At 70.1% G+C, this 24,891-nt stretch carries 29 protein-coding genes; 16 read left to right on the plus strand and 13 right to left on the minus strand.

Annotation, left to right across the window (positions count from 1 at the left end):
* The first annotated feature begins 32 nt into the window (after positions 1–32).
* The 3 genes from HD557_RS19170 to HD557_RS19180 are packed head-to-tail and all read left to right on the plus strand — an operon-like array spanning position 33 to position 2,399.
* Positions 33–554: an OsmC family protein gene (locus HD557_RS19170; RefSeq protein ID WP_196875047.1), complete on the plus strand. Its 522-nt coding sequence runs from the start codon at positions 33–35 to the stop codon at positions 552–554.
* A gap of 49 nt (positions 555–603) precedes the next feature.
* On the plus strand, positions 604–1,158 hold the full coding sequence (locus HD557_RS19175) for an OsmC family protein (protein WP_008358772.1): 555 nt from the start codon (positions 604–606) through the stop codon (positions 1,156–1,158).
* On the plus strand, positions 1,158–2,399 hold the full coding sequence (locus tag HD557_RS19180) for an NAD(P)-binding domain-containing protein (protein ID WP_231380367.1): 1,242 nt from the start codon (positions 1,158–1,160) through the stop codon (positions 2,397–2,399). Before HD557_RS19175 ends, HD557_RS19180 begins: the two co-directional genes overlap by 1 nt.
* Positions 2,400–2,584: 185 nt before the next feature.
* Here HD557_RS19180 and HD557_RS19185 read toward each other — a convergent pair whose 3' ends face one another.
* Complete coding sequence (locus HD557_RS19185; RefSeq protein ID WP_196875049.1) at positions 2,585–3,361, minus strand: TetR/AcrR family transcriptional regulator; 777 nt, start codon at positions 3,359–3,361, stop codon at positions 2,585–2,587.
* Positions 3,362–3,460: 99 nt separating this feature from the next.
* Here HD557_RS19185 and HD557_RS19190 point away from each other — a divergent pair, with 99 nt between their 5' ends.
* Genes HD557_RS19190 through HD557_RS19200 form a run of 3 tightly spaced genes read left to right on the plus strand, consistent with a single transcriptional unit; the run spans position 3,461 to position 5,660 of the window.
* Positions 3,461–3,916, plus strand: a complete 456-nt coding sequence (locus HD557_RS19190; protein WP_196875050.1) for a nitroreductase/quinone reductase family protein — start codon at positions 3,461–3,463, stop codon at positions 3,914–3,916.
* Positions 3,913–4,851 carry an ATP-binding cassette domain-containing protein gene (locus HD557_RS19195; RefSeq protein ID WP_196875051.1) on the plus strand — a complete coding sequence of 313 codons (939 nt, stop codon included), beginning with the start codon at positions 3,913–3,915 and terminating at the stop codon, positions 4,849–4,851. The genes HD557_RS19190 and HD557_RS19195 overlap by 4 nt, the downstream gene beginning before the upstream one ends.
* Positions 4,848–5,660: an ABC transporter permease gene (locus HD557_RS19200; RefSeq protein ID WP_196875052.1), complete on the plus strand. Its 813-nt coding sequence runs from the start codon at positions 4,848–4,850 to the stop codon at positions 5,658–5,660. Before HD557_RS19195 ends, HD557_RS19200 begins: the two co-directional genes overlap by 4 nt.
* Positions 5,661–5,721: 61 nt before the next feature.
* Here HD557_RS19200 and HD557_RS19205 read toward each other — a convergent pair whose 3' ends face one another.
* Positions 5,722–6,198 (minus strand): aromatic ring-opening dioxygenase LigA, encoded by a 477-nt coding sequence (locus HD557_RS19205; RefSeq protein ID WP_196875053.1) that lies wholly within the window; start codon positions 6,196–6,198, stop codon positions 5,722–5,724.
* A 181-nt stretch (positions 6,199–6,379) separates the two neighbouring features.
* Here HD557_RS19205 and HD557_RS19210 point away from each other — a divergent pair, with 181 nt between their 5' ends.
* Positions 6,380–6,847, plus strand: coding sequence for a DUF6069 family protein (locus HD557_RS19210; RefSeq protein ID WP_196875054.1), 468 nt, complete (start codon positions 6,380–6,382; stop codon positions 6,845–6,847).
* Positions 6,848–6,922: 75 nt separating this feature from the next.
* Here HD557_RS19210 and HD557_RS19215 read toward each other — a convergent pair whose 3' ends face one another.
* The 5 genes from HD557_RS19215 to HD557_RS28800 form a co-directional block, all read right to left on the minus strand.
* Positions 6,923–7,600 carry a class I SAM-dependent methyltransferase gene (locus HD557_RS19215; protein WP_196875055.1) on the minus strand — a complete coding sequence of 226 codons (678 nt, stop codon included), beginning with the start codon at positions 7,598–7,600 and terminating at the stop codon, positions 6,923–6,925.
* Positions 7,601–7,744: 144 nt separating this feature from the next.
* Entirely contained in the window at positions 7,745–10,987 is a 3,243-nt protein-coding gene (ileS, locus tag HD557_RS19220) for an isoleucine--tRNA ligase (RefSeq protein ID WP_196875056.1), read from the minus strand.
* A gap of 236 nt (positions 10,988–11,223) precedes the next feature.
* Positions 11,224–11,670 (minus strand): GNAT family N-acetyltransferase, encoded by a 447-nt coding sequence (locus HD557_RS19225; protein WP_196875057.1) that lies wholly within the window; start codon positions 11,668–11,670, stop codon positions 11,224–11,226.
* A gap of 8 nt (positions 11,671–11,678) precedes the next feature.
* Positions 11,679–12,425 carry an endonuclease domain-containing protein gene (locus HD557_RS29060; RefSeq protein ID WP_196875058.1) on the minus strand — a complete coding sequence of 249 codons (747 nt, stop codon included), beginning with the start codon at positions 12,423–12,425 and terminating at the stop codon, positions 11,679–11,681.
* 114 nt (positions 12,426–12,539) lie between these two features.
* Positions 12,540–12,977, minus strand: a complete 438-nt coding sequence (locus tag HD557_RS28800) for a GNAT family N-acetyltransferase (protein ID WP_196875059.1) — start codon at positions 12,975–12,977, stop codon at positions 12,540–12,542.
* 78 nt (positions 12,978–13,055) lie between these two features.
* Here HD557_RS28800 and HD557_RS19240 point away from each other — a divergent pair, with 78 nt between their 5' ends.
* The 4 genes from HD557_RS19240 to HD557_RS19255 all read left to right on the plus strand — a co-directional run bounded on the left by HD557_RS19240 (position 13,056) and on the right by HD557_RS19255 (position 16,880).
* On the plus strand, positions 13,056–13,826 hold the full coding sequence (locus tag HD557_RS19240; RefSeq protein ID WP_008358796.1) for an enoyl-CoA hydratase/isomerase family protein: 771 nt from the start codon (positions 13,056–13,058) through the stop codon (positions 13,824–13,826).
* Between the two features lie 41 nt (positions 13,827–13,867).
* Entirely contained in the window at positions 13,868–14,431 is a 564-nt protein-coding gene (locus HD557_RS19245; protein ID WP_008358797.1) for a DinB family protein, read from the plus strand.
* Between the two features lie 89 nt (positions 14,432–14,520).
* Positions 14,521–16,698: a carbon starvation CstA family protein gene (locus HD557_RS19250; RefSeq protein ID WP_196875060.1), complete on the plus strand. Its 2,178-nt coding sequence runs from the start codon at positions 14,521–14,523 to the stop codon at positions 16,696–16,698.
* Positions 16,695–16,880 (plus strand): YbdD/YjiX family protein, encoded by a 186-nt coding sequence (locus HD557_RS19255; RefSeq protein ID WP_196875061.1) that lies wholly within the window; start codon positions 16,695–16,697, stop codon positions 16,878–16,880. Before HD557_RS19250 ends, HD557_RS19255 begins: the two co-directional genes overlap by 4 nt.
* Positions 16,881–16,884: 4 nt before the next feature.
* Here the strand turns inward: HD557_RS19255 and HD557_RS19260 are convergent, their stop codons facing one another.
* Positions 16,885–17,172, minus strand: coding sequence for a hypothetical protein (locus HD557_RS19260; RefSeq protein ID WP_008358804.1), 288 nt, complete (start codon positions 17,170–17,172; stop codon positions 16,885–16,887).
* Positions 17,173–17,323: 151 nt separating this feature from the next.
* Between HD557_RS19260 and dapD the strand changes: the two genes are divergently transcribed.
* Both dapD and HD557_RS19270 read left to right on the plus strand, forming a co-directional pair.
* Positions 17,324–18,253: a 2,3,4,5-tetrahydropyridine-2,6-dicarboxylate N-succinyltransferase gene (dapD, locus tag HD557_RS19265; protein WP_008358806.1), complete on the plus strand. Its 930-nt coding sequence runs from the start codon at positions 17,324–17,326 to the stop codon at positions 18,251–18,253.
* 27 nt (positions 18,254–18,280) lie between these two features.
* Positions 18,281–19,129, plus strand: a complete 849-nt coding sequence (locus HD557_RS19270; protein WP_196875062.1) for a hypothetical protein — start codon at positions 18,281–18,283, stop codon at positions 19,127–19,129.
* 115 nt (positions 19,130–19,244) lie between these two features.
* Here HD557_RS19270 and HD557_RS19275 read toward each other — a convergent pair whose 3' ends face one another.
* Genes HD557_RS19275 through fdxA form a run of 3 tightly spaced genes read right to left on the minus strand, consistent with a single transcriptional unit; the run spans position 19,245 to position 21,752 of the window.
* Positions 19,245–20,276: a hypothetical protein gene (locus HD557_RS19275; protein ID WP_196875063.1), complete on the minus strand. Its 1,032-nt coding sequence runs from the start codon at positions 20,274–20,276 to the stop codon at positions 19,245–19,247.
* 46 nt (positions 20,277–20,322) lie between these two features.
* Entirely contained in the window at positions 20,323–21,429 is a 1,107-nt protein-coding gene (gene dapC / locus HD557_RS19280; protein ID WP_196875064.1) for a succinyldiaminopimelate transaminase, read from the minus strand.
* Positions 21,429–21,752, minus strand: a complete 324-nt coding sequence (gene fdxA / locus HD557_RS19285) for a ferredoxin (RefSeq protein ID WP_008358813.1) — start codon at positions 21,750–21,752, stop codon at positions 21,429–21,431. Before fdxA ends, dapC begins: the two co-directional genes overlap by 1 nt.
* 79 nt (positions 21,753–21,831) lie before the next feature.
* Between fdxA and HD557_RS29065 the strand changes: the two genes are divergently transcribed.
* The gene (locus tag HD557_RS29065) at positions 21,832–22,725 is read left to right on the plus strand and encodes a GNAT family N-acetyltransferase (protein WP_196875065.1); all 894 of its coding nucleotides are present in this window, start codon (positions 21,832–21,834) and stop codon (positions 22,723–22,725) included.
* Positions 22,726–22,729: 4 nt separating this feature from the next.
* Here the strand turns inward: HD557_RS29065 and HD557_RS19295 are convergent, their stop codons facing one another.
* Positions 22,730–23,119, minus strand: coding sequence for a VOC family protein (locus HD557_RS19295; RefSeq protein ID WP_196875066.1), 390 nt, complete (start codon positions 23,117–23,119; stop codon positions 22,730–22,732).
* Positions 23,120–23,185: 66 nt separating this feature from the next.
* Between HD557_RS19295 and HD557_RS19300 the strand changes: the two genes are divergently transcribed.
* Together HD557_RS19300 and HD557_RS19305 are read left to right on the plus strand one after the other, a co-directional pair.
* Positions 23,186–23,437, plus strand: a complete 252-nt coding sequence (locus tag HD557_RS19300; RefSeq protein WP_008358816.1) for a type II toxin-antitoxin system Phd/YefM family antitoxin — start codon at positions 23,186–23,188, stop codon at positions 23,435–23,437.
* The gene (locus tag HD557_RS19305) at positions 23,424–23,825 is read left to right on the plus strand and encodes a type II toxin-antitoxin system VapC family toxin (RefSeq protein ID WP_196875067.1); all 402 of its coding nucleotides are present in this window, start codon (positions 23,424–23,426) and stop codon (positions 23,823–23,825) included. The genes HD557_RS19300 and HD557_RS19305 overlap by 14 nt, the downstream gene beginning before the upstream one ends.
* A gap of 9 nt (positions 23,826–23,834) precedes the next feature.
* Here the strand turns inward: HD557_RS19305 and HD557_RS19310 are convergent, their stop codons facing one another.
* The gene (locus tag HD557_RS19310) at positions 23,835–24,665 is read right to left on the minus strand and encodes an esterase/lipase family protein (RefSeq protein WP_196875068.1); all 831 of its coding nucleotides are present in this window, start codon (positions 24,663–24,665) and stop codon (positions 23,835–23,837) included.
* Positions 24,666–24,891 lie beyond the last annotated feature (226 nt).

Genomic DNA, 24,891 nt, shown 5'->3' on the forward strand with positions numbered 1-24,891 from the left:
TTAACCTAGTCCCTCGACCCCGGAGTGTTCCCATGAGCCTCGATTCACGGACACAGCTCAACGATGTCGACCTCGCCGCCGTCGGCAACCTCGTCCAGGCGATCCAGGACGATCCCGCCAAGGCGCGCACCACGTGGGCGGCCCACGTGACCTGGAAGGGCGCCTTCGCCTCGGAGGCGAAGATCCGATCCTTCGAGCCGACCCAGTCCGACGAGCCCGCGGGCCTCGGCGGCGGAGACACCGCTGCCAACCCCGTCGAGCAGCTTCTCGGCGCCCTGGGCAACTGCCTCGCCGTCGGCTACGCCGCGAACGCCTCGGTCGCGGGGATCAAGCTCGACGACCTGCGTATCGATCTCAAGGGCGACGTCGACCTCACGGTCTTCCTCGGCCTCGCCGACGGCCACGCCGGCTTCGACGCGATCGACGCCGTGGTCACCATCGCCTCCGAGGCACCCCGCGAGGAGATCGAGGCGCTCCACGCCAAGGTCCTCGCCAGCTCGCCCGTCGGCCATACCCTCCGCAGCGCGGTCCCGGTCGACGTCTCGCTCGCCTGACCAGAGTCCCCACAACCCCATCCACACCCATCGAAACGAGGAACCACCGATGACAGAGACCACTGTCGACAACGGCGTCAACGTCGAGGCCCTGCTCGGCGCACGCGCCGCCCTCCAGGAGACTCCGGAGGCCGCCAAGTTCACCTGGCGCGCCACCAACACCTGGGTGAAGGGCACCCACTCCAAGAGCAAGGTCGAGGGCTTCTTCGGCCTCGGCGAGGAGCAGGAGGCCGGGCGCTCCTTCGAGTCCGACGGCGACCACCCGCCGCAGTTCGCCGCCGACAACCAGGGCCCCACGCCGGTCGAGACGGTCCTCGTCGCCCTCGGCGGCTGCCTGACCGCGGGCGTCGCCGCCGTCGCCCAGCAGCGCGGGATCCAGCTCAACTCCGTCACCGCGACCATCGAGGGCGACCACGACATCCGCGGCATCCTCGGCGCCGACGCGGACGTACGCAACGGCTTCACCGGTGTCCGTGTGAACTACTCGATCGACGCCGACGCCTCCGCCGAGGACATCGAGGCGCTGGTCGCGCAGTCGCAGAAGCGCTCGGCCGTCTTCGACATCCTCACCAACCCGACCGCGGTCAGCGTCTCGGTCTCGTGATGACGAGTGCCCCGTCTCGCCGCACCACCGTCGCGGTGATCGGGGCGGGGCACAGTGGCCTCGCGGTGAGCCACCGCCTCGGCGCCGAGGGGATCGACCATGTCGTCCTCGAGCGCGGGCAGGTCGCTCACTCGTGGCACACCCAGCGCTGGGACTCGCTCCGCCTGCTCACCCCGAGCTGGATGAACCGGCTGCCCGGGCTGGCCGACCCGCTCCTGGGCCCCGCCGAGGCCGACGAGTTCCTCACCGCCGCGCAGGTCGCCTCGCTGGTCACGGGCTACGCCGACGTCATCGGGGCGCCGGTGCACGAGAACGTCGAGGTCCACCGCGTCGCCCCCGGTCCGAGCGGCTATCTGGTCGATACCTCCGCCGGCCCCTGGTCGGCCGAGCACGTCGTGCTCGGCACCGGTTCCGTACGCGGCGTGGTGCCCGCCCTGGCCGCCGATCTGCCGCCCGGCCTGCCCTCGGTGCACGCCATCGACTACCGGCGTCCCTCGCAGCTCCCGACCGGCGGCGTCCTGGTCGTCGGGGCGGCCGCGAGCGGCGTACAGATCGCGGCGGAGCTGCAGGCCTCGGGCCGCCAGGTCACCCTCGCGGTCGGCGAGCACGTCCGAGTGCCGCGCCGCTACCGCGGCCGGGACATCTTCGCCTGGATCGAGGAGGCCGGGATCCTCGACGAGCGTTGGGACGAGCTCGACGACATCACCCGCGCCCGTCGGCTCTCCTCGTTCCAGCTCGTCGGCGGCACCACCACCCTCGACCTCAACACGCTGCAGGAGGCGGGCGTCCGGGTGGTCGGCAAGCTGGCCGGGCTGCGCGACGGTACGGCGCTCTTCTCGGGCTCGCTGGCCAACATGGCGGCCCTGGCCGACCTCAAGGCCAACCGGCTGCTGGCCGGCATCGACCAGACCTTCGGCGGGTCCGGCGAACGGCTCGAGCCCACGCGTGTGCCCGAGCCGCTGCTGTCCCTCTCGCTGACCTCCGGCGAGATCGGCTCGGTCGTCTGGGCGACCGGCATCAAGCCCGACCACGGCTTCCTCGACGCCGACGTCTTCGACCACAAGGGCGCCATCCGCCACCACGGCGGCGTCACCGACCTGCCCGGCCTCTACGTCACCGGCCTCCCGGTCCTCCGCCGGCGCCGTTCGACCTACATCGACGGCGCCCGGCAGGACTCCGCCGACCTGGTCGCGCACCTCTCCGAGCGCCTGGCAACCCCCACCCGCCGCACCGCAGGCTGACCCGAACGCCGAGTCGGCGCAACTGTCCCGAATTCTCCCGCCGAGTCGGCGCAACTGTCCCGGATCCCCACGCCGAGTCGGCGCAACTGCCCCAGCGCCTGGGACTGACGCGCCGACTCGACTCCCATCCGCGGGACAGACGCGCCGACTCGACACTCCGCAGCGGGACAGACGCGCCGGGTCGGCTATCGGTTGACGTGCGCGAGGACCCCGTCGATGATCCGGGCCAGTCCGTAGTCGAGCTCGCGCGCGGGGTCGGTGGCGGCCTGGTAGGCCTCACCGGCGGCGGTGCCGACCCGGTTGGCCAGCGGATAGTGGCTGCCCGCCATGACCTCGGTCAACGTGTCGTAGTTGGCGGCCCACCACTCCGCCTCGGTCATGCCGGTGACCTGCTCGGCACGGCGCTTCATCAGCTCGCCGCGGACGATGTTGCCCGCGAACCCGATCAGCACGGCGACCGTCTGGTCCATCTCCAGATCGGTCAGCCCGAGGCCGTCGACGGCCTGCAGCTGCCACTCGTAGCGGTCGCTCATGTTGGGCCCCAGCCAGGGACGTACGTCCTGCACCTCGAGCAGCCACGGGTGGGCCCGGAGCTCGTCGTGCTGCAGGTTGGCGACCAGCTCGAGGCGCTTGCGCGGGTCCTCGGGCAGCTCCGGGAGCTCGGTGCGGCCGGTCACCTGGTCGGCCATGAGCACCAGCAGCGCGTCGCGGTTGGGGACGTAGGAGTAGAGGGTCATCGCGCCCAGACCGAAGCGCTGGGCGATCGCGCGCATCGTCACCGCCGCCAGGCCCTCCGCGTCGGCCAGGTCGATCGCGGCGTCGACGACCTCGTCGACGCTCACCTTCTGCTTCGGCCCCCGCTTCGCCTTCGGCTCCTCGGGCGTCCCGGTCCGATGGCGCCAGAGCAGGCGCAGGGACGGATCTGGCTGATCACGCTGGTCTGGCTCCGGCACGTGGCTCATCGTAACCTCATCCGAAAAAATTTCGTACGTCGTACGGAACAAATGCTACAGTCGCTCCGTTGTCATCTTCGTACAGCGTACGAAATTGGAGGAACGTGCATGCCGAACGACGCGAAACCGGTGCCGCCGCGCTGGCTCAAGCCGATGAACAAGGTCTTCATGACCCTGTCGAGGACCGGGCTCGGGATGAAGGAGCTGCCCGTGCTCACGGTGCCCGGCCGCACCAGCGGCAAGCTCCGCAGCACCCCGCTCTCGGTGCTGGACCTGGACGGACGGCGCTATCTGCTCGAGGGCTTCCCGGGTGCCGACTGGGCCCGCAACGTACGGGCCGCCTCCGGCCGCGCCACGCTCCGGGTCGGACGGACCACCGAGGACGTACAGCTCGTGGAGGTCGACGGGGACGAGGCGCTGACCGTGCTCCGACTGTGGCCCGAGCAGATGGCGGACGGGGCGAAGATCATGCTCGACGCCGGGGTCGTCACCGCGGTGACGCCCGAGGCCTTCGAGGCCGTCGCCGGGCGTTGTGGGGTGTTCCGGATCGAGGTGGGCCGATGACTCCGTTGTCCGCGCGAGACGTGCGCAAGCGCTACCGCGACACCCAGGCGCTGGACGGCCTCGACCTGGAGGTGGCGGCCGGCACCGTGCACGCCCTGCTCGGGCCCAACGGTGCCGGCAAGTCGACCGCGGTGAACGTCTTCGCGACGCTCACCCGGCCCGACGCCGGCGAGGTGCGCGTCGGCGGCCACGACGCCGTACGCCACCCCGCCCGGGTCCGCTCCACGATCGGCCTGGTCGGGCAGAGCGCCGCCCTCGACGAGGCCCTCCACGGCCGGGAGAACCTGGTGATGTTCGCCCGCCTGCACGGCCTCTCGAAACCCGCTGCCGTACGCCGCGCCGCCGAGCTCCTCGACGCCTTCGGCCTCACCGAGGCCGGCGACCGGAAGGTCTCGGGCTACTCGGGTGGGATGCGGCGACGCCTCGACATCGCCGCCGGCCTGGTCACCCGCCCGCAGATCCTCTTCCTCGACGAGCCGACCACCGGGCTGGACCCGCGCGCCCGCCACGAGGTCTGGGAGATGGTGCGCCAGGTCGTCGCCGACGGGACGACGGTGCTGCTGACCACGCAGTACCTGGACGAGGCCGACCAGCTGGCCGACATGGTCACCGTGCTCGGCGCCGGCCGGGTGATCGCCGAGGGCACGCCGTCGGCCTTGAAGAGCGACCTGGGCGGCGACCGGGTGATGATCACGGCGACCGGGCCGGACGACCTCGCCCGGATGGCCGGCGTCCTCGGCTCCGCCGCCGCCGTCGACCCCGATCGGCTCGAGGTCACCGTCGAGGCCGGCCCGGCCGGTGGCGGCGCCGCGGTCGTCGAGGTCGTACGCAGCCTCGACGCCGCCGGCATCACGGTCGACGACGTGCTGCTGCGCCGGCCGACCCTGGACGAGGTGTTCCTCCATCTGACCGCACCTGAAGGAGTCTCCCGATGACCGATCTGACCCCAGGACTCACCACCACCCTGCGACAGACCGCGACACAGACCTGGGTGATCACGCTGCGCGACCTCAAGCACTGGCAGCGCGAGCCGTGGGGGCCGGTGTTCGGCATCCTGTTCGCGATCATGATGCTGCTGATCTTCGGCTACCTGTTCGGCGGCGCGATCGAGATGCCGGGCGGCGGGACGTACCTGCCCTATCTGCTTCCCGGCGTGCTCGCGCTGACGATGATGTTCGGCATCGACGGCACCATGGCCGTGGTCACCGAGGACACCAAGCGCGGGGTCACCAACAGGTTCCGGTCGCTGCCGATGAGCGGCCTCGCCGTGCCCCTGGGACGGGCGGTCGCCGACCTGGGCAACTCGGCGGTCCAGCTGGGCGTCCTGATGCTCGGCGGGCTGCTGATCGGCTGGCGGATCGAGGGCTCGCTCCTCGAGGCGGCGGCCGCGGTCGGCCTGCTGCTGTGGCTGCGGCTGGCGATGCTGTGGCTGGGCATCTTCCTCGGCCTGACCCTGCGGATGGAGGGCGCGCTGACGATGGTGCAGGTGCTGGTCTGGCCGCTGGGGTTCTGCTCGAGCCTGTTCGTCTCGCCGGAGACGATGCCCGGCTGGCTCGGCTTCCTGGCCGCCTGGAACCCGGTCTCGGCGACCGCGACCGCCTGCCGCGACCTCTTCGGCAACCCGACCGGGATCACCTCCGGTCTGCTCGCCGACCACGCGGTGCTGCTGGCGGTCGCGTGGCCGGCGGTCCTGCTGGCGATCTTCGTCCCGCTGTCCACGCGCGCGTTCCGGCGCCTCGGCTGACTATGGGAGAACGGGCCCGGGAGGCGATGCCTTCCGGGCCCGTTTGCGGATGGGGGGAGAGTCAGGCGGTGGCCGGCTCGAGGCCGTCGGTCGCGTCCGTGGCCTGCTCCTTCGCCGGAGCGACGGCACGGGTCAGCGACCCGAGCGCGAAGGCGACGAACAGCAGCACGACGCCCAGGCCCGCGACCAGCGCCGAGAGACCGAAGGCGGTGACCGCGGTCAGCAGGGAGGCGCGTACGAACGACGACTCGGCCGCGACCGGGCGGATCGGATCCTCCTGGTCGAGCTCGGCGTACGTCTTGCCCTTGGTGATCCCCAAGGCGTGCTTCTCGACGGTGGCCGCCTGGGCGTAGGCCGAGAACGGGCCGTCGACGTGGTCGCCGGCGAGGAACGAGGCGTCGTCGGCGACGGTGATCTCCTGCGCCTTCAGCTGGGTGTGGGCCAGGTAGTAGGTCGTGGCTCCACTGGCGATGAACAGGAGGCCGAACAGCCCGATCAGGGGGCTCAGCAGCTTCGCGATCCGAGGTTTGCGGGTCATGCCGACTAAGGCTCACCTAACTCACCTCCGTTGGAAAGCCCTGGAGGGTGTGATCTTCGCCCCGCGAATTTTTTTCCGGGGAATCTGTCGGATCGGCGTCGAGGCGTTCGTGGAGTGGTTGAGAAGCGGCCGAACGGACCGCGAACAACCACACACGCATCACGAGACGAGAGGCACCATCATGAGCACCAGCACCTACACCGAGGCCACGACCACCACCCGCCAGTTCGCCGGTCGGATGCCGGTCTGGCTGGTCAGCACCGCCGCCGTCCTCGCCGGCGCCCTGGTCACCGGCGTCTACGAGTTCGTCGCCCGCGCGATCGGAGTGCCGTTCAACGTCGCCCTCCCCGGCACCGGCGTCGCCCCCGCCGCGATCCCGGCAACCGGGCTCGCCTGGGCCGTCGCCGAGCTCGGCCTGATCGGCATCGTCATCGCCGTCTGCCTCACCCGCTGGGCCAAGCGTCCGCGCTCGACCTGGAAGCGCACCGCCTGGACCCTGACCGCGCTCTCGCTGGTGCCCAGCCTGATCGCCGTCACCGACTCCTACGCCACCAACATCATGCTGGTGATCTCCCACCTGGTCGCCGCCGCGGTGATCGTGCCGGCCGTCGCCGCCCGGCTGGCGGAGCGCAACCCGCGCCGCGCCTGAGGTCGGCCCCGCCCGGGGGTAGTCCGGGAGCGAACTGCCTATTACTCGCGGGTAAATGGGCAGTTCGCTCCCGGACTACCCCGCTTTTCGCGCCACGATCAGCTCGCCGACACCGGGCATCGGCGACGTCTCGACGGTGAACCCGGCGGCCGCCAGGTCCGCGAGGAGCGCCGGCCGGGGATGGGTGCGGTAGTACATGACGAACTTCGGCCGCCACACCGCGTTGCGCACCCGCATCACCAGGTCGAACCCGGTGAGCAGCCAGTAGGCCGGATGCGTCGGCCCCGGCGCCCGAGCCGCCGGCAGCGCGAACACCCCGCCCGGCCGCAGCGCCCGGTAGATGCCGTCGAAGAGTTGCCCGCGCTCCTCCGGCAGGAAGTGCCCCAGCGCCCCGAAGCTCACCACCAGGTCGTACGCAGCGTCGAACGGCAGCGCGCGCGCATCCGCCCGCACCAGGTCGGCGCCGGGGTGGGCGGCTCGGGCCTGCGCGAGCATCCCGGCGCTGAAGTCGACCCCGGTCGGTGGCTCCGTGGTCGCCTCCTCGAGCAGCTCCAGGCCGACCCCGGTGCCGGTGCACACGTCGAGGCCCCGCTCGAACGGCCCGTGCTCCCGCAGCGCCGTGATCGTCGCGGCGAGCATCCAGTCCGGCGTGCGGAACGGCGTCGCGTCGAACTTCGGCGCCAGCAGGTCGTAGCCGCGCTCCACCGACGACAGCGCCTGGATGGCGAGCTCCTTGAGCGTGGGCCTCTCCACACCTCCACGATAGGTGTCGCCGGCCGCTCCTGCCGGGTATTGCCGACCACGACCCCACAGCGCCGAGGCGCAAGCCCGACCAGGAGAGACCCTAGGAGGGTGAGTCACGCCAGGCGTGACTCACCCTCCTAGGGTTGATGGAGCTCAGGCCTTCGCCACCGCGATCTGGGCCTTCTCGCCGTCACCGAGGTCGACCGGGTTGCCATCGAGCGAGTCGACGACGTCGTAGGTCGTGGCGAGGGTCTCGCGGGCGATCAGGTCGGCGTGGGTGGTGGCAGCCTGGCGTACGGTCTCGGAGCCGGCCACCGCGAGGGTGATGCGGTCCTCGACGTTGAGACCGGAGTCCTTGCGGGCCTGCTGGACCGCGCGGACCAAGTCGCGGGCGAGACCCTCGGCGGCGAGCTCGGGGGTGACGACCGTGTCGAGGACGATGAAGCCCCCGGGCAGCATGGTCACGGCAATGTCGTCGGAGGCGGAGCCGGCGACGGTCTCGAGCGTGTACTCACCCTCGACGAGCGCCAGACCACCGGCGACGACCTCACCGGTGTCGGAGACCGACCAGTCACCGGACTTGGAGCCCTTGATGGCCTTCTGGACGTCCTTGCCCAGGCGCGGCCCGGCGGCGCGGGCGTTGACGCTGAGCTTCTGCTCGATGCCGTAGGTGCCGGCCTCCTCCGAGTCGGCCGCGAGCAGCCGGACGGACTTGACGTTGACCTCGTCGGCGACGATCTCCTCGAAGCCGGCGATGTCGGCCCCGACCACGGTCAGGTTGCCGAGCGGCAGCCGGTTGCGGAGCTTGCGCGCCTTGCGCAGGGCCGAGGTCGAGGAGCAGACCGCGCGGACGGCGTCCATCCGGGCGACCAGGTCATCGTCGGCGGGAAGGTCCTCGACGACCGGGTAGTCGGCCAGGTGCACCGAGCGGCCGCCGGTCAGACCGCGCCAGATCTCCTCGGTGGTCAGCGGCAGCAGCGGCGCGACCAGGCGGGTCACCGTCTCCAGCACCGTGTAGAGGGTGTCGAAGGCGGCCTTGTCCTCGTTCCAGAACCGCTCGCGGCTACGCCGGATGTACCAGTTCGTGAGCACGTCGATGAACCGCTGGGTCGCCTCGCACGCCTCGGCGACGTAGTAGTCGTCCATCGCCGTGGTCATCTCGGCGACGTAGTCGCGCAGCTTGGCCAGGACGTAGCGGTCCAGCGGGTCGGTGGACTCGGTCGAGCCGGTGGTCTCCAGGTTGGCCGCGTTGGCGTAGAGCTGGAAGAAGTACCAGCTGTTCCACAGCGGGATCATCACCTGACGTACGGAGTCCCGGATGCCCTGCTCGGTGACGACCAGGTTGCCGCCGCGCAGGATGGGCGAGGACATCAGGAACCAGCGCATCGCGTCGGCGCCGTCGCGGTCGAAGACCTCGTTGACGTCGGGGTAGTTGCGCAGGCTCTTGGACATCTTCTGCCCGTCCGAGCCCAGCACGATGCCGTGGCTGATGCAGGACTGGAACGCCGGCCGGTCGAAGAGCGCGGTCGCCAGGATGTGCAGGGTGTAGAACCAGCCGCGGGTCTGGCCGATGTACTCCACGATGAAGTCGCCCGGGAAGTGGTGGGCGAACCACTCCTCGTTCTCGAACGGCACGTGGTTCTGGGCGAAGCTCATCGAGCCCGAGTCGAACCAGACGTCGAGCACGTCGGAGACCCGGCGCATCATCGACTTGCCGGTCGGGTCGTCCGGGTTGGGACGGACCAGGTCGTCGACGTACGGCCGGTGCAGGTCGGGGTTGCCGTCCTTGTCGCGGGGCAGGGTGCCGAAGTCACGCTCCAGCTCGGCGAACGAGCCGTAGACGTCCAGGCGCGGGTAGGCCGGGTCGTCCGACTTCCACACCGGCACCGGGGAGCCCCAGAAGCGGTTGCGGGTGATCGACCAGTCGCGGGCGTTCTCCAGCCACTTGCCGAACTGGCCGTCCTGGATGTGCTCGGGAACCCAGCGGATCTGCTGGTTGAGCTCGAGCATCCGGTCCTTGATCTTGGTGACCTCGACGAACCAGCTGCTCACACCCTTGTAGATGAGCGGCTGACGGCAGCGCCAGCAGTGCGGGTAGGAGTGGTTGTAGGACTCGCGGCGCAGCAGGATCGTGCCCGCGGTGACCGACCCGGTCTCCCCCGTGCCCTTCGTCGTGGCCTTGAGGTGGTCGATGATCTGCAGGTTGGCGTCGAAGACCTGGACGCCGGCGTAGTCGACCACCGGCGCGGTGAAGCGGCCGTCCTTGCCGACCGGCATCACCGCCTCGATGTTCTCGCGGTCGGTGACCTCCTTGTCGACCTCACCGAAGGCACCGGCGGTGTGGACGACCCCGGTGCCGTCCGTGGTCGTGACCGCGTCGTCGGCGGCCACGATCCGGAAGGCGTTGGCGTGGCCGGCGTAGTAGGAGAACGGCGGCGTGTAGGTGCGACCGAGCAGCTCGGAGCCCTTGTAGCGCCCCAGGACCGTCGCGTCGTCGGCGTCCGGGAAGAGCTCCTTCTTGTATGCCGCGAGCCGAGCCTCCGCGAGGACGTACCTGGCCGTCTTGTCGGTGCCCGGGACCGGGCCCTCGACGACAACGTAGTCGATGTCGGAGCCGACCATCACCGCGAGGTTGGACGGCAGGGTCCACGGCGTCGTGGTCCAGATCAGGATGTGGGCGCCGTCGAGGACCTCGTCCTCGCCGGTCGCGTCGAGCTCGTAGCCGACCGTGACCGCCGGGTCCTGGCGGTCCTTGTAGACGTCATCGTCCATCCGGAGCTCGTGGTTGGACAGCGGGGTCTCGTCCTGCCAGCAGTAGGGCAGGACGCGGAAGCCCTCGTAGACCAGGCCCTTGTCGTAGAGCGTCTTGAAGGCCCAGATCACCGACTCCATGTAGTCGGGGTTGAGGGTCTTGTAGTCGTTGTCGAAGTCCACCCAGCGCGCCTGGCGGGTGACGTAGTCGCGCCACTCGCCGGTGTACTTCAGCACCGAGGCGCGGCTGGCCGCGTTGAACTTGTCGATGCCCATCTCGACGATCTCGTCGGTCGTCTTCAGGCCGAGCTGGCGCATCGCCTCGAGCTCGGCGGGCAGGCCGTGGGTGTCCCAGCCGAAGCGGCGCTCGACGCGCTTGCCGCGCATCGTCTGGTAGCGCGGGACGATGTCCTTGACGTAGCCGGTCAGCAGGTGGCCGTAGTGCGGCAGACCGTTGGCGAACGGCGGGCCGTCGTAGAAGACGAACTCGTTCTCGCCGTTCTCGCCGGCGTCACGGTTGTCGATGCTCGCCTGGAAGGTCCCGTCCTTCTTCCAGTAGTCGAGAACCTGCGTCTCGATCTCCGGGAAGCGCGGGCTGGCCGGGACGGCACTCTTGTCGGCTGAGGTGACCTTCGGGTAGGCCATCGGCGGCATCTCCTGCTGGGTGGTGTGTGGGTTTCGTCTTCCACAGGGACGATCTTGCGACCGCGGTACCACCCTGCTTGCCCATGCCTGGGCCACTTCGTTCCGGCTGTGACGGGCCACTCCCGCCGGGTTCTACTTGCCGTGGAGGCTTTCTTCCCGGGGCTCGCCGCTGATGACGGCTCGAACGCCTGTAAGGAAGAGGGTACGCCGCCTGCGCCCCGCCGCGCGAACCCGAATCAGACGGCGCGCCACATCCGCACGTGCGGGCCGATCTCGGGGTCGTCCCACGGCTCACCGATCACCTGGAACCCGGCCCGCTCGTAGAACCTGGCTGCCGGCGTACGCGCGTTGCACCAGACCAGCCCGCCACCCGCGCTCGCGACATGGTCGAGCGCAGCCTGCAGCACCTGTGCGCCCACACCCTTCCCGCGCCATCCGTCCGCCGTCGCCATCCCCCGGATCCGCCATCCTCTCCCGGGGTGTCCGGGCAGGTCAGGGCATGGTTGCGGGAAGAGCCCGACGCACCCGATCATGCTTCCGTCCGCGTCCAGCGCGGCGTAGGTCGCGACCTCGGGATCATCGTCCCCGGGCACCCGCGCCGCCTCCGGCGGCCCACCGTTGCGCAGCACCTTCGCCCGCAACGGATACGTCTCCTCGACCTCCACCCGACGCACCGTGATCACGCCGTCCATCATGCAGGCATCGACCTCAACCGGTCGGCGACGGCACCGGAAAGCGCCTCGTGAACGACCTCGGGGTGCAGCATGACGTCCTCCCAGGTGAACCGCAGGACGATCCATCCGGCCGCCACGAACCGGTTGTAGCGGCCCGCGTCCTCGACCAGTGCTCGGCGTGTTCCGTGGAACTCGAACGAGTCCGCCTCGATGATGATCCGGAGCCGCCGGTCGGCGAGGTCGACCCGACCGAGGAAGTCGGGCTCGGCGATCCTCACCTGCGGTTCGACGTCGAGCCCATCGACCCGGATCGCGATCGCGCGCAGACAGCTCTCGAAGGCGTTGTCGGCGCCGCCGTGGGCCATGTGCGCGACCCTGCGCACTCCCCCGGCCCCGGGGCCAAAGGTGCGATCTGCGGCCGAGACCAACTCCTCCCGTGATATCCCCTGGCGCAGCGCGGAGTCGGCGACGCACAGCGCCTCGTCGAAGGGCAGCTTCCGCGAGCAGTCGATGACCGTGCGAAGCCGCGTCGTCACGATGCCATCGACGTCGCAGGCCGGGATATCGAGCCGACGAACCGCGACCCCGCGAGCGACCGTGCGGCGGATCCGCCGGGTTCTCGGGATCGTCACCTCCGGGCGAAGCGGTGGGTGCTTGACGGACCAGCCCCACACCAGCGCGGCACTCAATCCCGAGACGACACCGCGCAACCTCTCCGCAGCGTCGATCGCGGAGAGCGCCGCGGCCTTCTCTTCATCGTTCACGCCAGAGTCATACCCAAACCCATGGCTTCTAAACCGAATGCACACGGTCGTTACGTATGTGACGGATGAGGCGCCTCATCCGTCACATACGTAACGACCGTGTGCAGAACTCCCTCACCCCTTCCGCACCATTCGTACGTTCGGCCCGAACACCGGGTCCTCCCAGGCCTCGCCGACCTGCTCGAAGCCGGCCCGCAGGAACAAGGCGGCGCCGGCGGGGGTGGCGTTGCACCAGACCGTGCCACCGCCATGGGCCTCGACATGTGCCAGGGCCGCGGCCAGGACGGCCGTGCCGACCCCGAGTCCACGCCACTCCTCAGCGGTCGCCAGACGCCGGATCCGCCAGCTGCCGTTCTCAGCAGGAAACAGGCCGACGCAGCCGACGACGACACCATCGGCGTCTCGGGCTGCGAAGGTCGCGACGTCTGGCTGCTCGTCGCCTGCCACCTTCGCCACCTCGGGCGGCGCGCCCCGGTGAAGGACGAGCGCTCTGAGCGGATAGGTCTCGGCCACCGGCACGCGGGTGACGGTGAACCCGATCGGAGATGCCACGTCGCGACCGTAGCGGTCCAGGACCGCTATTGGTGTTGATCGAGCGACGGCCACGGGAGCACCTGGCAGGATGCGCGCATGAGCCTGATTCGCTACGAGTACGCCGACGGTTGCGCACGCATCACGATGACCAACCCGGACCGGGGCAACGTGTTCAAGCCCGAGGCGGGCGCGGAGATGCTGGCGGCGATCCTGCGGGCCAAGGCGGACTCGGCGCGGGTGATCGTGCTCGCCGCGGAGGGGAAGTACTTCTCGGTCGGAGGCGATCTGGCCGGGTTCGCGGCCGCAGACGATCTCGGCCCGTTCATCCTCGAGCTCGCCGAGGGGGCCAACCGGATCATCACCGAGCTCGTACGCTGCGACGCGATCGTGGTCAGCGCGGTGCAGGGCACCGCTGCCGGTGTCGGTTTCCCGCTGGCCGCGGCGGCGGACATCGTCGTGGCCGCCGACCGGGCGAAGTTCAGCCTCGCCTACGCGAAGGTGGGGCTGTCGGTCGACGGCGGCGGCTCCCTCCTCGTGCACACCCTCGGACTGCACCGGGTGCTCCGGCTGACCCTGCTGGGCGACATGCTCTCCGCGACCGAGGCGCTCGAGGCGGGGCTGGTCGCCCGGGTCGTACCGGCCGACGAGCTCGACGCGACGGTCGACGAGGTCGTCGCGACGCTGCTGTCCGGGTCCCCGGAGGCGCTGGCCCGCACCAAGCACCTGATCCGCGACGTCGCCGACCCGAACCCCGAGTCGGCCCTGCGGCGCGAGGCGCAGTCGATCTCCGCGCTCGGCGGCTCGGCGTCCGGGCGCGAGGGCATCAACGCGTTCCTGGAGAAGCGGCCGCCCAGCTTCACGAGCTGAAATCACTGGCTGAAAGGCGCTGGTTCCGCGAGGGTAGGGCCATGAGCAGCGATCAGCGGCAGGTGGGGTTCGGCGGCATCTGGCTTCCCGAGGGCGAGGACCCACGCCTCCAGAAGGAGCAGCCCGTCGGCGAGCTGGCGACCTATCGCGACTACCTGCGCCACTACCGGCTCACCCTCGAGCTCAAGTGCGAGGACCTCGGGCCGGAGGACCTGGCCAAGCAGAGCGTTCCGCCGAGCGACCTGAGCCTGATCGGGCTGATCCGGCACATGGCGCGGGTCGAGCACGGCTGGTTCCAGCGGGTGCTCAAGGAGAACCTCCACATCCCTCGCCTCGACGCCGACGACCCCACCGGCGGCTTCCACAAGGTGGAGCCCACCGAGGAGTCGGTCGCGGAGGCGTTCGCGAGCTGGCGCGAGCAGGTCGCCCTCGCCGACGAGTGGCTCGACTCGATCGACGACAGCGTGCTCGGCGAGCTGCGCGACACGGGCCACGAGCAGACCAGCATCCGCGACATCCTCGTCCACATGGTCGAGGAGTACGCCCGCCATGCAGGCCACGCCGACCTGCTCCGCGAGACCATCGACGGGCGTACCGGGCAGTAGCCCCACCGGCCGTCGGACGACGGTTTCCTGAGACTAGGCTGAGACCGCGGTCACAAGCGACCGCTCACCACGCTGAACCGAGGGAGACCATGTCAACGTCGACCGCCAACCCCACCGGCTCGGGCCCACGGTCCGGGCTCACCATGAAGTCCATCGTCATCTGGGCCGCCGTCGCCGTCGTCGGCGCCGTCTGCTGGGCCATGCTCGCCCTGTCCCGAGGCGAGGAGGTCTCGGCGCTGTGGATCCTGTTCGCCGCGCTGGCCTCGTACGCGATCGCCTACCGGTTCTACTCGAAGTTCATCGCCGACAAGGTGCTGAAGGTCGACGACACCCGGGCCACCCCGGCGGAACGGCTGGAGAACGGGCAGGACTTCGACGTCACCGACCGGCGAGTGCTCTTCGGGCACCACTTCGCCGCGATCGCCGGCGCCGGCCCGCTGGTCGGCCCGGTGCTGGCGGCGCAGATGGGCTATCTGCCGGGCACGATCTGGATCATCGTCGGCGTCATCCTCGCCGGTGCCGTGCAGGACATGGTCGTGATGTTCTTCTCGATGCGACGCGACGGCAAGAGCCTCGGCCAGATGGTGCGTGAGGAGATCGGCACCGTCGCCGGCGTGGCCGCGCTGATCGCGGTCTTCGCGATCATGATCATCATCCTGGCGGTGCTCGCGCTGGTCGTCGTCAACGCGCTCGCGGAGTCGCCGTGGGGTGTGTTCTCGATCGGTCTCACCATCCCGATCGCGCTCTTCATGGGCTTCTACCTGCGCTACCTGCGTCCCGGCCGCGTCAGCGAGGTCACCGTCATCGGCGTCGCGCTGCTCCTGCTGGCCATCATCGGTGGCGGGTACGTCGAGGAGATGGGCCTGGCCGACGCCCTCACCCTTTCCCACGAGACGCTGGTGGTCTGCCTGGTCGTCTACGGCTTCATCGCCTCGATCCTCCCGGTGTGGATGCTGCTCACCCCGCGTGACTACCTGTCCACCTTCATGAAGGTGGGCGTCATCGTGCTGCTGGCCGTCGGCCTGGTCCTCGCGGCCCCGGCGCTGCAGAACGAGGCCGTCACCGACTTCGCCACCAACGGCGCGGGGCCGGTCTTCGCCGGCAAGCTGTTCCCGTTCGTGTTCATCACGATCGCGTGCGGCGCCCTCTCCGGCTTCCACGCGCTCATCTCCTCCGGCACCACGCCCAAGATGGTCGCCAAGGAGAGCCATGTCCGGATGATCGGCTACGGCGGCATGCTGATGGAGTCGTTCGTCGCGATCTCGGCCCTCATCGCGGCCTCGGTCATCGACCAGGGCATCTACTTCTCGATGAACGCCGCCGCCGGCGCGACCGGCGGCACCCCGGAGACCGCGGCCGCCTTCGTCAACGGGCTCGGCTTCACGATCACCCCGGCCGACCTCGAGGCAGCCGCAGCCAGCGTGGAGGAGACGATCATCTCCCGCACCGGTGGCGCCCCGACCCTGGCGTTCGGGATGTCGCTGATCTTCACCGAGGCGTTCGGCGGGGGCCTGGCCGCCTTCTGGTACCACTTCGCGATCATGTTCGAGGCGCTCTTCATCCTGACCGCCGTCGACGCCGGCACCCGGGTGGGCCGGTTCATGCTCCAGGACACGATCGGCAACGTCTGGAAGCGCTACGCCGACACCTCGTGGCGCCCGGCGGCCTGGTCGGCCTCCGCGCTGGTCGTACTGGCTTGGGGCTACATGCTCTGGATCGGTGTCGGTGACCCGCTCGGCGGTATCAACCAGCTGTTCCCGCTCTTCGGCATCGCCAACCAGCTGCTCGCCGCGATCGCCCTGACCCTGGCCACGGTGCTGATGTTCAAGCACGGTCTGGCCAGGTTCGCCTGGGTGCCCGGCATCCCGCTGGTCTGGGACCTCATCGTCACCATGACGGCGAGCTGGCAGAAGGTGTTCAGCGACAACCCCGCCATCGGCTACTTCGCCCAGGCCTCGGCCGCTCGTGAGGCACGCGACGCCGGTGAGCTCTACGGGGTTGCGAAGACCCCCGCGGACGTCGACCAGATCATCTACAACTCGACCCAGAGCGGCATCCTGCAAGCAGCGTTCGCTCTGCTGGTGATCGTGATCGTCGCCGGTGCCGCGGTGACCGTGGTCAAGGCGATCCGCGCCGGCGGGCTGCCGACCACCGAGGTGCCCAAGGTCGAGTCGAAGATCGTCGCGCCCTCCGACTTCTTCGCCACCAAGGAGGAGAAGGAAGCCGTACGCGAGTGGGAGGCGTCCCAGAAGGCGCCGGTCTCGTGAGCGTCCTGACCGAGCGTGTCTCCGGCGCCTGGCGGCTGCTCCGCCAGGCGACCGGGGAGGCGAAGTGGGACGACTACGTCGCCCGGTGCGAGCGGGAGGGCGTCGAGCCGATGACCCGGCGTGCCTTCGAGCGTCACCGGGCTGACGAGAAGGAGCACAACCCGCAGGCTCGCTGCTGCTAGCGACCTAGCGGGGGTTGTCGTCGGCGAAGGCGGCGTCGAGCCAGGCGTACACCTGCGAGTCACCTCGGGTGACGAGCAGGACCACCTGCTTCTCGGCGTCGCTGACCGGCTTGCCGTTGATCCAGCTCCGGACGATGTCGGCGGCGGCGCGGCGGACGACCTCCACGCCCTTGGCCATCGCCCACTCCGGCGCGGGATGGCCCTTGCTGGTCGCCACGCCGGGGATCTCCAGGGTCCAGGTGTCGTCCTCGGCCTGGATCAGCCGGGGCGTCGGCGGCGCGCTCTTCTTCACGCGACCACCTCCGTAGCGCAAGCGCCAGAATACGGACGCGGTCGCGTGATGTTTGGATGGTTCACTCGCTGACGCTCGCTCACGCGACCATGTTCGCACGCCGAGACCGTCGATAAGGGGACGCTCAGGCTCGGCCACTAGACTGCGCCCCGTGACGAATGCAGCTTGGGGCTTCGGCCTCGTGACGTACGCCTCCGACAACTCCGTGCTCGACGTGTGGTTCCCCGCGCCGCAGCTGGGTGAGAAGCCCGCCGACGCGACCGCGCCGGCCGAGCTGACCGCGCTCGAGGGCGCCGACGAGGTGCGTCAGGTGAGCAAGAAGGTCGCGCTCGTGGAGGTCAAGGACCTCGACACCGCACCCGAGAACACCGAGGACGTCTGGCTGCGTCTCCACCTCCTCTCCCACCGCCTGGTGCAGCCGCACGGGCAGAACCTCGACGGCATCTTCGGCCTGCTCACCAACGTGGTGTGGACCAGCGCCGGCCCGTGCGCGGTCGAGGGCTTCGAGCTCACCCGGGCCCGGCTGCGCGCCGCCGGCCAGCACGTGACCGTCTACGGCGTGGACAAGTTCCCGCGGATGGTCGACTACGTCGTGCCTTCGGGGATCCGCATCGGCGACGCCGACCGCGTCCGCCTCGGCGCCCACCTGGCCGCCGGCACCACCGTGATGCACGAGGGCTTCGTCAACTTCAACGCCGGCACGCTCGGCGCCTCGATGGTCGAGGGCCGGATCTCCGGCGGGGTCGTCGTCGGCGACGGCTCCGACGTCGGTGGCGGCGCCTCGATCATGGGCACGCTCTCCGGTGGCGGCAAGGCCGTCATCTCCATCGGCCAGCGCTGCCTGCTCGGTGCCAACTCCGGCATCGGCATCTCCCTCGGCGACGACGCCGTGGTCGAGGCCGGGTGCTACGTGACGTACGGGACGAAGGTCACGCTCCCCGACGGCACCGTCAAGAAGGCCGGCGAGCTGTCCGGCGCTTCCAACATCCTCTTCCGTCGCAACTCGGTCAGCGGCGCCATCGAGGCCGTTCCGTGGAAGGGCGAGGGCATCGAGCTCAACGCCGCCCTCCACGCCAACTGATCCAACACCGAAGAGCAGAGTGCTGAGTTGAAGAAGTTTTTCACCACGTTGGTGGTGCTCAGCGTGATCGCCGGCGGCATCTACTGGGTGGTCCGGGCCGCGACGGACAAGCTGGACTCGTTCCTCCCCGACCTGGAGCATTGCACGGCGGTCGCGGGTGAGTACGAGGCGCGCTTCGACCCCGAGCAGATGGGCAACGCGGCCGTGATCACCGCGCTCGGGCTCAAGCGCGGCCTGCCCGCGCGGGCGGCCACGATCGCGATCGCGACCGCTATCCAGGAGTCGAAGCTCTACAACATCAGCCACGGCGACCGGGACTCCCTCGGTCTCTTCCAGCAGCGGCCGTCGATGGGCTGGGGCACCGAGGAGCAGGTCCAGGACCCCGTCTACGCCACCAACAAGTTCTACGACGCGCTCGTGAAGATCGAGGGCTACGAGGACATGGTGATCACCGAGGCCGCGCAGGAGGTGCAGCGCTCGGCCTACCCCGAGGCGTACGCCGACCACGAGGGTGAGGGCCGGGCGATCGCCTCCGCGATCAGCGGCTACTCCCCCGCCGCCCTGACCTGCCGGATCGACGAGCCCGAGGCCGGCTCCGGCAAGCCCCAGGCCACCAAGACCGAGGTCAACCAGCTGCTCGGTGGCATGGTCGGCCGGGCCCGGGTCGAGGACTCGACCGTGGTGATCCCGGTCAACGCCGGCGAGACCGGCGAGCGCGGCGGCTGGACGGCCGCCCACTACGTACTCGCCCGGGCCAGCGAGTTCGGTGCCACCTCTATCGCGTACGACGGACGCACCTGGTCCGCCGGCAAGGACGAGGAGTGGGCCGAGACCCCCGAGGTCACCGACGACCAGATCGTCGTCACCCTTGCCTGACCCTGCCGAGGCGTCACCCCCGTCGGGCGAGGCGTCACCTCGGTCGGGCGAGACGGCGGCGTGTGACGCTTCGACCGACGTACGTGACGCCTCGGCCGGCGCGGGCGACCTCTCGTCAGTCGGCGACGTCGACGTGGACGTGGTCGCGGTGCTCGAGGATGGCCTGGTCGCCACCGCGGGGCGGGACCTCGTAGTCGCGCCAGCCGGCGGCGGAGCGCCACTTGGTCCAGATGCGGTCGTCGTAGATGACCGTCTCGATGTCGAGGCGGTCGGCGTTGGCGACGAAGTACTGGGCCAGCGACCAGCCCTTGATGTTGTTGCGCGCGTTGATCGGCCGGAAGAAGTAGTCGACCGCGCGGCCCTCGTAGTGGGCCGAGCCGGCCATGTGCCCGGTGGTCACTCCGCCGGGCTGGAAGCCACCGTCGGGGAGCCGCCCGTAAGCCTGGCGTACGTCATCGCGCAGCGCCTCCGCACGCGAGGTGAGCCCGGCGCCACTGAGCTGGTCCGAGACCTCGTCGGCACCGCCCTTGACGACGCAGGAGAACGCCTCGGGGGTGTTGCCGGTCAGCGCCGAGGCCAGGGCCCGTGCCTCCGGCTCGGCGTCGCGGTAGCTGTCGCGCGAGCCGTCGCTGATCTGCTGGGCGACACCCGGCACGGACTGCTGGCGGTAGTCGGCGACGCCGGAGAGCCGGTCGTAGAGGGCGGCCGCCTTGGCCGGGTCCCGTTCGAGCGAGTGGTCGGCGAGCTCGACCGCCAGCACGACGGAGGCCGCGCGGGCGGGGAGCCCGCGGCGTACGGCCTGGGCGGCGATCGCCGAGGCACGTTCGGCCTGGTCGGAGGAGAGGTCGTAGGTCTCGCCCTCGGAGGTGACGGTGCACGACTCGCGGGAGAGGACCGGGATGCCGCCGACCCCTACGCCGAGAAGGCGCAGGCCCGCGAAGACCAGGGCCACGACGATGACGATGCCGAGCACGATGAGGTGCTTGCGTACCGGACGCAGCTGCTTGCGGGCCTCCCGCGCCGACTTCCGCAGCGCCTCGCGCGCCGGCTCCGGGAGCCTCGGCCCGGAAGGGCCCGGCGCAGGAGGCCGCGGGCCCGGGGGCGGGATGGTCGGCGGGCCCGTCGGGGTCCCCGGCTGTGCGCTCACGCCACCCATCTTCACGTACGGGGCAAAACCCGCCCGGCGCGATCTCTCACTCGGCCAGGCGGGCGACGGCCGCGTCGATGCGCTCGTCGGTGGCGGTGAACGCGATGCGTACGTGCTGGCTGCCGGCCCGGCCGTAGAAGGTGCCGGGAGCGGCGAGGATGCCGCGCTCGGCGAGCCATTCGACGGTGTCCCAGCAGTCCTCGTCACGGGTCGACCAGAGGTAGAGCGAGGCCTCGGAGTGGTCGACGCGGAAGCCGGCCGACTCCAGCGCCGCCTTGAGCTTGGTGCGGCGGGCGGCGTAGCGGGCGTGCTGCTCCTTGGCGTGCTGGTCGTCGCCGAGCGCCGTCACCATGGCGACCTGCTGCGGACCGGGCATCTGCAGGCCGAGGTTCTTGCGGACCGCGAGGACCTCGCCGAGGACGGCGGCGTCACCAGCGACGAAGGCGCAGCGGTAGCCCGCGAGATTGGAGCGCTTCGACAGCGAGTGGACGGCGAGGATGCCCTCGTAGGAGCCGCCGCACACGTCGGGGTGCAGGATCGAGACCGGGGACGCCTCCCAGGCACACTCGATGTAGCACTCGTCGGAGATCAGCAGCGTGCCCCGCTCGCGGGCCCACTCCACCGTCTTGCGGAGGTGCTCCACCGGGAGCACCCGGCCGCTCGGGTTGGAGGGCGAGTTGATCCAGAGGATCTTCGGCGCCTTCGGGCCGAGCGCGACCAGCGAGTCGGTGGCGACGGTGTCGGCACCGACGAGAGCCGCGGAGACCTCGTAGGTCGGGTAGGCAAGCTCCGGGTAGGCGACCAGGTCACCCTGGCCGACACCGAGGTGCAGCGGCAGCGAGCCGATCAGCTCCTTGGAGCCGATCACGGGCAGCACGTTGTCCAGTCCCAGACCCGAGACCCCGTGGTTGCGCGCAAGCCAGTCGATCGCGGCCTGACGCACCGCGGGGGTGCCGATCGTGGTCGGGTATCCCGGCGAGTCCGCCGCCCCGGCAAGGGCCTTCTGCACCACCGCCGGGGTCGAGTCGACGGGCGTGCCAACCGAAAGGTCGACCAGTCCGCCGGCGTGCGCCGCGGCCTTCTCCTTGATCGGGACGAGCTTGTCCCAGGGGAAGTCAGGCAGACGCTGCGAGACCGGGATCGAGGCCGGCATCAGTCCTGGTTCTGCGGGGGCAGAGCGGCGACGAACGGGTGGTCCTTGTCGATCTCGCCCATGCGGGCGGCACCACCGGGCGAACCGAGGTCGTCGAAGAACTTGACGTTGGCGTCGTAGTACTCCTTCCACTCCTCCGGGGTGTCGTCCTCGTAGAAGATCGCCTCAGGCGGGCACACCGGCTCGCAGGCGCCGCAGTCGACACACTCGTCGGGGTGGATGTAGAGCATCCGCTTGCCCTCGTAGATGCAGTCCACCGGACACTCGTCGACGCAAGCCTTGTCCTTCACGTCAACACAGGGCTGGGCGATGACGTACGTCATTCGGGGCTCCTCCAAGCGGGGTATCACGAAAGTCAGAGGGGCGCGACTGGCCCTTCAGGGGACAGCCTAGTATCCCCACGTGCCTGCTCATCTCCTGGGACCACATGTCGTCGGCAAGCGGATCGTCATCCGCCGCCTCGTCCCGGGCGAGACCGGCCCCACCGGCGGGCCCGCCTTCACCGACATCCTCGGAGTCTGTACGTCCTGGGCCGACGGCACCGCCGTCATCGAACGCGAGTCCGGGGAGCAGGTGAGCGTGCCGGTCGCCGAGATCGTCTCCGGCAAGCCGGTGCCGCCGCGGCCCAACGTACGTCTGCGGATCGGGGTACGCGAGGCCGAGCTACTCAGCGCCGCGATCTTCCCCGGCACCACCTCCGAGGCCCTCGGCGAGTGGGTGCTCTTCGACCACGAGGTCTCGGTCCGCCGGCGGCCCAACTCGGCGCTGGCGATCGGCGACCCCGGCATCGGGCTGGACGCGGCGATCGACGCGATCGAGACCTTCTACCGGAGCCGGCACAAGCGACCCCGCGCCAAGATCGAGGTCGGCTCCGCGGCCGAGGAGGCCCTGGTCGCGCGCGACTGGGTCGAGGACGTGACCGTCGAGTTCCAGCTCGCCGGCCTCGCCGCCACCCGCCGCATCCTGCCCCCGCCCGTCGAGGACGCCCGCGTCGAGACGGTGGCCGGGACCGACGACGCGCAGGTGCTGATCACCCTCGGCGACACCGCCCGGATCATGGGCACGATGGGGCGCGACTGGCTCGCCATCCACGACCTCGAGGTCGCCGAGTCGCACCGCCGCCAGGGACTCGCCACCAAGGCCCTCGCCACACTGCTCGAGTGGGGCGCCGAGCGCGGCGCCCGAGCCGCCTGGCTGCACGTGGAGACCACCAACGACCCCGGCCTCGCCCTCTACGAGTCCCTCGGCTTCACCGAGCACCACCGCTGCCGCTACTACTCCTCACCGACCCCGTAGGGACTCACCCCGACAGCAGGTCCCACAGGTTCCCGAAGGGATCACGGAACACCTGAACGGTGCCGTAGGGCTCCTCGCGCACGGGCCCGACGAGCTCGATCCCGGCGGCGACCAGCTTCTCGTACGCAGCGCCGAAGTCGTCCACCCGCAGGAAGAACGTCACCCGGCCGCCGGTCTGGTCGCCGACCCTCGCGGTCTGCACCGGGCCGTCGGCCCGGGCGAGCAGGAAGCCGGTGCCGCCGCCGGGCGGACGTACGACCACCCAGCGCTTCGGACGACCGTCGTTCGTGGTCGCCGGGGCGTCCTCGGCGACCTCGAACCCGAGCACGTCGCGAAAGAACACCACCGCCTCGTCGTAGTCGGGAACGACGATCGTGACCAAATCCAGATGCATCCTGTCCTCCTCAGTGCGGCACGGCCATGGGTTGACCAACCTGGTTGACCAACCTACCGTGGAGGCATGGATGCAGCACACGTCGTGAAGGTGCAGGAGGCGAAGACGCACCTGTCGAGCCTGCTCACCGAGGTCGAGGCGGGCGGCCAGGTCATCATCGCCCGAGGCGACCACGCCATCGCGCGCCTGGTGCCGATCGAGCGGCCGACCAGGCGGATCCTCGGCGGCCTTCGCGTGAGCGTCCCCGATGAGTTCTTCGACCCGCTCCCCGACGACGAGATCGCCGCCTGGGAGGGCTCGCTCGATGAGGACCTATGAGCGGGTCCTCCTCGACACCCATGCCTACATCTGGTTGGTGAGCGACCCCGACCGACTCAGCCAGACCGCCTACGAGGCCGTCATCGACATCGACACCGAGGTGTTCGTCTCGGCAGCGAGCCTCTGGGAGATCTCCACCAACACCCGGCTCAGCAAACTTCCCGGCGGAGGCACACTGGCAGCCACCTTCGAGGACCGCACCCGACTTCACGTCCTGGAGCGGCTGCCGATGGACTTCAACCACTCGCGCCTCGCCGGAGAGCTCGACTGGGACCATCGCGACCCCTTCGACCGCATGCTCGCCGCTCAGAGCATGCTCGAGAACCTTCCTCTCGTGACCAAGGACAGCAGGCTGCAGGCGTACGAGTCCATCCACACCATCTGGTGACCGCGACGGTCAGCAGGTCTTCAGCGCCGGGGACGCCGGGCCTTCGTGGGTCAGCGCGTCGAGGGTGAGCGCGATGGCGGAGGCGCTCGTCGGGATGAGCAGGTGCTCGGAGAGGTCGGCGGCGCACGCGTCCTGGATGCGTACGTTGGTGGTGTTCGGACCAACGGCCAGGAAGCCGGAGGTGTAGGGCACGACGACCTCGTCGGTAGCGGTGACGATCTGGGTGTAGGAGATGTCGCCGGGGGTCTCGTCGCCGGCGTTCAGGTCGGCGAGGAACTGGGAGCCGGCGGCCTGCTGGGCGCAGGACAGACAGAGACCGGTGGCCTCGGTCGCGCCCTCGTCCAGGATGAGCGAGGTGCCGTGGTTGGACGGCGCCAGGCCGACGAGGTCCTCGACGTAGGCGGCGCCACCGAGGTTCTTGATGTAGTAGCGCGGCATCATCCCGCCCTGGGAGTGACCGACGAGGGAGACCTTGTCGGCGTCGGTGGCCTCGCGTACGCGTTCGATGAACTCACCCAGATGAGCCGCCGAGTCCCGGACGTCGCCGGTGGCGCGGTTGCCGTAGTCGAACGAGTAGACGCAGAACCCGGCACGCTTCATGGACAGCGAGATCGGGTCCAGCAGCGAGCGGCGGTCACCGAAGGTGCCGTGCACCAGGATCACCGGCGTCGGGCGGTCCGCGGAGGGCGCGCACGCCCAGTCGTTGGACCCGGCGGGGTCGCCGTAGGGCGATCCGGGCAGTGGGATCCCGGTCTGCCTCGGCCCCTCCGCGGCCGAGGCGGAGACCGGGACCAGAACGAGCGCGACGGCAGCGAGCAGGCTCAGCAGGAACGGGCGCATGACCAGCCCAACGAGCGACTGTGAGCCACGTCACGCTCAGAAACCCGTTGGCGAGCGGCCCCGAGCGAGATCTACGCTCGTCAGTGGCACCGCCGAGGAGTGACGACCCTCGGCCGAACGCGGCACGGCGGCGCCCGCGCGTGCGGCGTATCGACGAGAGGCTGATGAGACATCAGCGAAGGTGTGGTGGCACCGCGACCTAGCCCCCGCCCACACCTCCAGGGCC

Origin of the sequence: Nocardioides luteus, from assembly GCF_015752315.1 — a bacterium.
In the GTDB taxonomy this organism is placed as follows: domain Bacteria; phylum Actinomycetota; class Actinomycetes; order Propionibacteriales; family Nocardioidaceae; genus Nocardioides.